Annotated in this window: 6 protein-coding genes; 3 read left to right on the top strand and 3 right to left on the bottom strand. The window is 56.8% G+C overall.

Features of this window, described 5'->3' with window-relative positions:
* Positions 1-133: 133 nt before the first annotated feature.
* Positions 134-958 (top strand): glycoside hydrolase family 16 protein, encoded by an 825-nt coding sequence (locus C5O24_RS09960; RefSeq protein ID WP_170067075.1) that lies wholly within the window; start codon positions 134-136, stop codon positions 956-958.
* Between the two features lie 258 nt (positions 959-1,216).
* Here C5O24_RS09960 and C5O24_RS09965 read toward each other — a convergent pair whose 3' ends face one another.
* The 3 genes from C5O24_RS09965 to C5O24_RS09975 all read right to left on the bottom strand — a co-directional run bounded on the left by C5O24_RS09965 (position 1,217) and on the right by C5O24_RS09975 (position 5,079).
* A complete protein-coding gene (locus C5O24_RS09965) occupies positions 1,217-2,095 on the bottom strand; it encodes an OmpA/MotB family protein (protein ID WP_107034935.1) in 879 nt (292 codons plus the stop codon).
* A gap of 89 nt (positions 2,096-2,184) precedes the next feature.
* On the bottom strand, positions 2,185-3,198 hold the full coding sequence (locus C5O24_RS09970) for a 2-oxoacid:ferredoxin oxidoreductase subunit beta (protein WP_107034936.1): 1,014 nt from the start codon (positions 3,196-3,198) through the stop codon (positions 2,185-2,187).
* Positions 3,199-3,222: 24 nt separating this feature from the next.
* The gene (locus tag C5O24_RS09975) at positions 3,223-5,079 is read right to left on the bottom strand and encodes a 2-oxoacid:acceptor oxidoreductase subunit alpha (protein WP_107035067.1); all 1,857 of its coding nucleotides are present in this window, start codon (positions 5,077-5,079) and stop codon (positions 3,223-3,225) included.
* 303 nt (positions 5,080-5,382) lie between these two features.
* Between C5O24_RS09975 and C5O24_RS09980 the strand changes: the two genes are divergently transcribed.
* Positions 5,383-5,685, top strand: coding sequence for an FtsB family cell division protein (locus C5O24_RS09980; RefSeq protein WP_161553874.1), 303 nt, complete (start codon positions 5,383-5,385; stop codon positions 5,683-5,685).
* Positions 5,682-6,065, top strand: a complete 384-nt coding sequence (locus C5O24_RS09985) for a hypothetical protein (protein WP_107034938.1) — start codon at positions 5,682-5,684, stop codon at positions 6,063-6,065. The genes C5O24_RS09980 and C5O24_RS09985 overlap by 4 nt, the downstream gene beginning before the upstream one ends.
* Positions 6,066-6,270: the final 205 nt, after the last annotated feature.

Here is a 6,270-nt window from a genome sequence, read left to right on the forward strand (position 1 = left end):
GCCTCAACAATTATTTCGACTTGCGGAAAATCTCCGCATCTCAAAATAATTCAGAAAATAAATCATCGGTTGGCTCAGTTAGCGGCTTAGCCAAGACTGAACAACCTCAAATTTTACCGAATCATTGTGTAAGATGAAACAACTTCTTTTTACTGCTGCTGCGGCGATCATGGCTATAGGCTCGACTGTGTCGTGTAGCCAGAAAAAGGCTGAGGCTCCCGAGAAATGGAATCTCGTCTGGGAGGAAACCTTCGACGGTGAGAGCCTCGATACAAATGTATGGGTGCGCATACCGCGCGGCGAATCCGACTGGAACAACTACATGACAACCGAGGACACGGTTTACTCCATGCGCGACGGCAATCTGGTGCTGCACGGCATCAGGAACTATGAGGGATCGGCCGATACGGCCGCATATCTTACCGGTGGAGTATATACCAAGGGAAAGAAATCGTTCGGCAATGGCAGAATCGAAATTTGCGCGAAGCTTGGCCACTGCCAGGGCTCATGGCCTGCAATATGGATGCTTCCCGATCCCGCATATCCCAACAGCCAGTGGCCTAAGGGAGGCGAAATCGACATAATGGAACGCCTCAGCGCCGACACTTTCGCATATCAGACCGTTCATTCATATTACACTCTCGAGCTTAAGAAGGACAACGAGCCGCCTCATTACAGCACCGGCACGATCAAACCTGACGACTACAATGTGTATGCCGTGGAAATGTATGACGATTCACTCAGTTTCTTCATCAATGACACCCACACATTCACATATCCCCGCATAAAGACTGAACTTGAGGGTCAGTTCCCTTTCCCCGAGGCTCCCTACTACCTGCTGATCGACATGCAGCTCGGTGGCAATTGGGTAGGTGCGGTCGACCCCGCTGGTCTTCCTATCGAGATGCTTGTCGACTGGGTTCGATTCTATGAACTCAACGAACCGGAAAAGAGATAATCCCGCCTTTGCCTGAAAGGCAATGATATCCCATAATGACGAAGCAGTGTCGTGATTTTGCGACGCAGCTTCGTCTTATTGTGTCATCATGATCCATCCGGGTCATAACCCGGGCATTCGGATTAGTGCCATCTTGATCATTCTGACTTCCTGATTTCTCTCCTCTCTCTCTTCTCTATGTCCGTATATAAAACAAAGCGATGTGCCAAAATTCATAATTTCGACACATCGCCATTATATGGTTGTTTATCGCGCGGATCAGTTGCCGTTGGCCGCGGAGTCGTCGGTCTCGGGAGCTTTGTCGATCAGATCGAGGAACTGGTCGAGCTTGGGAGTCACGATGATCTCCGTGCGGCGGTTACGCTGGCGGCCAAGGTCGGTATCGTTGTCGGCGATGGGGTTGTACTCGCCGCGTCCGGCAGCCGAGAGGCGCGCGGGATTGACACCGAAGTCGTTCTGAAGCACCTGTACGATCGACGAGGCGCGCAGAGCCGAGAGATCCCAGTTGTTGCGGATATTCGTGCGGCTGATGGGCACATTGTCGGTGTTGCCCTCTACGAGCACGTCGTAGTCGCCGTAGTCCTTGATGATCTTGGCTATCTTCGACAGGGTCTGCATGGCGCGGCTGTTCACCTCATAGCTGCCCGACTTGAAGAGCATGTTGTCGGCCAGTGAGATATACACCACTCCCTTGAGCACCTTCACGTCCACCTCCTTGAGCTCTTCGCGCGAGAGCGAACGGGTCAGATTGTTGGTCAGCACCATGTTGAGCGAATCGCTCTTCGACTTGGCCTGCACGAGTTGCTTGATATACTGGTTGGATGCGTTGATCTCGTCCACGAGCTTGGATATGTTGATCGATCCCTGCTGGTTCTGCAGCAGGCTCTGGTTGAGCGAACCCTGCATCTGCTCGTAGTTGCGCTTCAGATCCGCATTGTTGCGGCGGGCCTCTTCGAGCAGAGTTTCCAGACTGCGCGCGTTGGCGCGGCTCTCGGCCAGGGCCACCTGCGATGCGTTGTAGTCTTTCGACAGCTCGTCGTAGCGGTTCTGCAGTGCCGTGTACTTCTTGTTCGATGTGCAGCCGCCGACCATTACTGCCACTGCGGTGCCAAGAGTTATAGCCTTGAATATGTTCATGATGGTTGAGTGTTGATGGTTGCTTGATTATTATAACGTGCGGGTATTGTATTATGTTTTGGATATGACATGCTGATACCGTCTGCCGCTCACTTCACCTCCCATGTCTCGCCGGCCATGATCATGGAGCGCAGCGAGTCGAAGCCATGGGCGGCCTTGACCTCCTCCACCTGACGGTCGAGTTCCTCGTTGTAGACCGGAGCCTCCACGTCGCGTATCACGCCGATGGCCAGCGGCAGGTCGGTGCCGTCCATCATCGCCAGCTGCTGGTGCAGGAAGTTGCTCTGGCAGCGGGCGTCGTGTGTGAGCACGTCGTCTATCGTATAGCCGTCGGTGCCAAGCTCCACAGCCTTCAGCAGGAAGCCGTCGCGCACTATTCCGCGCTCGTTGTTCTTGCCGAATAGCATCTTCTGGCCATCCACCAAGTGTATGGTGCGCTCGGCGCGGTGCTCGCGGTCAGTGATGAAGTTGTGTATGCCGTTGTTGTATATCACACAGTTCTGAAGTATCTCCACCACGCTTGTGCCTTTGTGGCGTGCGGCGGCGGTGAGCACCTCCTGCGAGATCTGCAGCTCCACGTCGATGCTGCGTGCGAAGAAGTTGCCGCGTGCGCCAAACACCAGCTCCGCAGGGATGAACGGATCCTCCGTCGTGCCGTAGGGCGAGGTCTTCGACACGAAGCCGCGTGCGCTCGTGGGCGAATACTGTCCCTTGGTGAGGCCGTAGATCTTGTTGTTGAGCAGCAGCATGTTGATGTCTATGTTGCGGCGCACGGCGTGGATGAAGTGGTTGCCGCCTATGGCGAGGCCGTCGCCGTCGCCCGAGATCTGCCATACGGTCATCTCCGGATTGGCCACCTTGAAGCCGGTGGCTATGGCGGCGGCGCGTCCGTGGATCGTGTGGAAGCCATAGGTGTTCATGTAGTAGGGGAGTCGCGACGAGCATCCGATGCCCGAGATGACGGCCGTCATGTGAGGAGCGACGCCTATGGTGGCCATGGCCTTGTGGAGCGAGTTGAGTATGGCGTGGTCGCCGCATCCCGGACACCAGCGCACCGGCTGGTCGCTCTTGTAGTCAGCGGGATTGTATGCAGTGTTGTCCATTGCTTCTGTCTTGATTTGGGTTACTTAACGGTTCTCGTCCATGATGGCCTTCACCTTCTCGGCCACTTCGCTGACCATGAATGGCTGGCCCTGGACTTTGTTGATGCGGCTGATGTTCACGTCGGGGAACTTCGACTGCAGGTAGTCGGCAAACTGCCCGGTGTTGAGCTCGGCCACGATCACGCGGCGGTAGCGGCGCAGCACCTCGCCGGTGTTGGCCGGCAGGGGATTGATGTAGCGGAAGTGGGCGAAGTCTATCGCGGCGCCCTCCTTGGCAAGATCCGAGGCGGCGGTGCGCAGATGGCCGTAGGTCCCTCCCCAGCCCACAAGCAGGGTGTCGGCGCCCGGCTGGCCGATGACTTCGAGAGCCGGTATGTCGTCGGCTATGCGGGCTATCTTCTCGCGGCGGGTGTAGACCATCCGCTCGTGGTTGGCCGGATCGGTCGAGATAGCTCCGGTATTATAGTCTTTCTCAAGGCCGCCGATGCGGTGGGTGAGCCCTTCGGTGCCCGGTATGGCCCAGTAGCGCACCTTGCTGGCTTCGTCGCGGTTGTAGGGCTTCCAGCCGCTTTCGGCAGCCGCTTCGGGCGATATGTAGCGGGGATTGATGGCCGGATATTCGTCGGCGTCGGGTATCCGCCACGCCGACGAGCCGTTGCCTATGAAGGCATCGGTCAGCAATATCACCGGTGTCATGTGCTCTATGGCTATGCGGCAGGCCTCGAATGCCATGGTGAAGCAGTCGGTGGGAGTGGCCGGAGCCACTACAGCCACGGGGCTTTCGCCGTTGCGGCCATAAAGAGCCTGCATGAGGTCGGTCTGTTCGGTCTTGGTCGGAAGGCCGGTGGAGGGGCCGCCGCGCTGCACGTCGATCACCACCAGCGGCAGCTCGGCTATCATCGCCAGGCCTATGCCTTCGCTCTTTAGTGCCAGACCCGGACCCGAGGTCGACGTCACGGCCAGATTGCCCGCGAAGGCGGCGCCTATCGCAGAGCACACCCCGGCTATCTCGTCCTCCATCTGCAGAGCCTTTACGCCCAGATCCCTGCGCTTGGCAAGCTCCTGGAGTATGTCGGTCGCGGGGGTTATGGGATAGCTGCCCAGAAAGAGGGGGTGTCCGCTCTTTTCCGAAGCCATGATCAGACCCCAGGCTGTGGCTGTGTTGCCGTTGATGTCGGTATAGACGCCCTTGCGTGCGGGCTCCGACTCTATGCGGTAGGTCGAGACGGTGGCGTGGATGTTTGAGCCGTAGTCATATCCGGCATGGATCACCTTCTCGTTGGCTTCGAATATAGCCGGTTTCTTCGCGAATTTCTTCTGAAGGAAATGCACGGCGGCAGGCAGCGGACGGTCAAACAGCCAGCATACGAGGCCCAGACAGAATATATTGCGGCATTTCAGCACGCTCTTGTTGTCGAGGGCGCTGTCGGCCAGGGCTGCCTTGGTGAGGGTGGTCACCGGCACCTCCAGCACCTGGGCGCGGATGCCCAGCTCGCCGAACGGGTCGGTAGTGGTGAATTTGGCCTTGTCAAGATCAGCCTGCTTGAAAGAGTCTATGTCGACTATGATCACTCCGCCATCCTTCACGTAGCGGCAGTTCTGTTTGAGAGCGGCGGGATTCATCGCCACCAGCACATCGCACTGGTCGCCGGGGGTGTGCACACCCGTGCCCACACTCACCTGAAATCCCGATACGCCGCCGAGCGAACCCTGCGGAGCGCGTATTTCCGCCGGATAGTCGGGGAAGGTCGATACCTGGTTGCCGATGCCGGCCGACACGTTGGTGAAGATATTGCCAACGAGCTGCATGCCGTCGCCCGAATCGCCCGAGAAGCGGACCACCACCTTGTCCATGGCCCGCACTTTTGTCTCTTCTGTCATGATGCTTTTGCTTGCAATTGCACTGTGATTGATTGTTCTTTGTTTCATGGTGCGCAGGCTATTTGCCCGGCGCGCCGCAAAGTTAAGTAAAAATTGTTGAATAAAATACCTAAAGTTCATTCACTTTCGCCCACCGGCGCAAAGTCTGTGCAGACTGCATCTCCGTGTGTTTGTAAGGATGATAAAATTAGACGATGCCACTGACCGCGTTTTCGCGATTTATATGTAACTTTGCAGCATCAAGCATGCCGCACGACGGCTGCAGACTGCATGTTTCCTGTAACACACTGCCCACGACCCGATATGAGCGAACGACTGACCGACCTATGGAGCTGGACCCGACGCTACGTCAATCTCCCCTTCGTGCTGATGACGGGAGTGCTCGTCTACGTGCTCTTCTTCAACGATAATTCGATTCTCGACAATTACCGTTACCAGAAGGAAATCGACCGGCTGCAGGCCGAGATCGCCGCCAACTACGACACACTGCGATATTACGAGGCGCTCAACGAAAGGCTGCGCACAGATCCCGAAACGATGGAACGTATCGTCAGGGAGCAATACCACATGCAGCGTCCCAATGAAGACATATTCCTTGTAGAATGAACAATACATTATCTCAGCGCCCCTGGGCGCAATGGATCGCCGTGGCCGGACTGCTCCTCGTGTTCGCGGCCACCGCTATGCCGCTGTTGAAGATATCCCAGGAGCTCTACCGGTGGATATACGCGGCCGGAGCCGTAATGGCTATAGCCGGACGCGCCTGCGCCAAATCACCGTCGCCCGATCTGAGGGTGCGCCGCCTCGTCCGTCTCGAGCTGTGGGCCGCCATCATGTTCGGAGTCGGAGCTTTCTTTATGTTTTGGTATCCGAGGCAGACCGACTGGATGGCCTTTACACTCGCCGGAGGCGCCATTGAGGTCTACGCCTCGCTGATGCTCCCAAGAGCCGCAAGGCAGGCTTCGGGTAAGGGTAAAAAGAGTTAAAAGCCCACGGCACGCACAGACACTGCCCACATAAAGAGGCATAATTCAGTGGAATTTGTTAATTTTGCGGCGAAATGTCACTCAACCTCACCATAGATCAGGGCAACTCGGCCGCCAAGGTGGCCCTGTGGGACGGCGACCGGCTTATCGATCAGATCGTGGAGCCGACAATCACCTGCGCACATATCAAGCGATTCCTGTCGCC

Source organism: Paramuribaculum intestinale, from assembly GCF_003024925.1.
Lineage (GTDB): Bacteria > Bacteroidota > Bacteroidia > Bacteroidales > Muribaculaceae > Paramuribaculum > Paramuribaculum intestinale.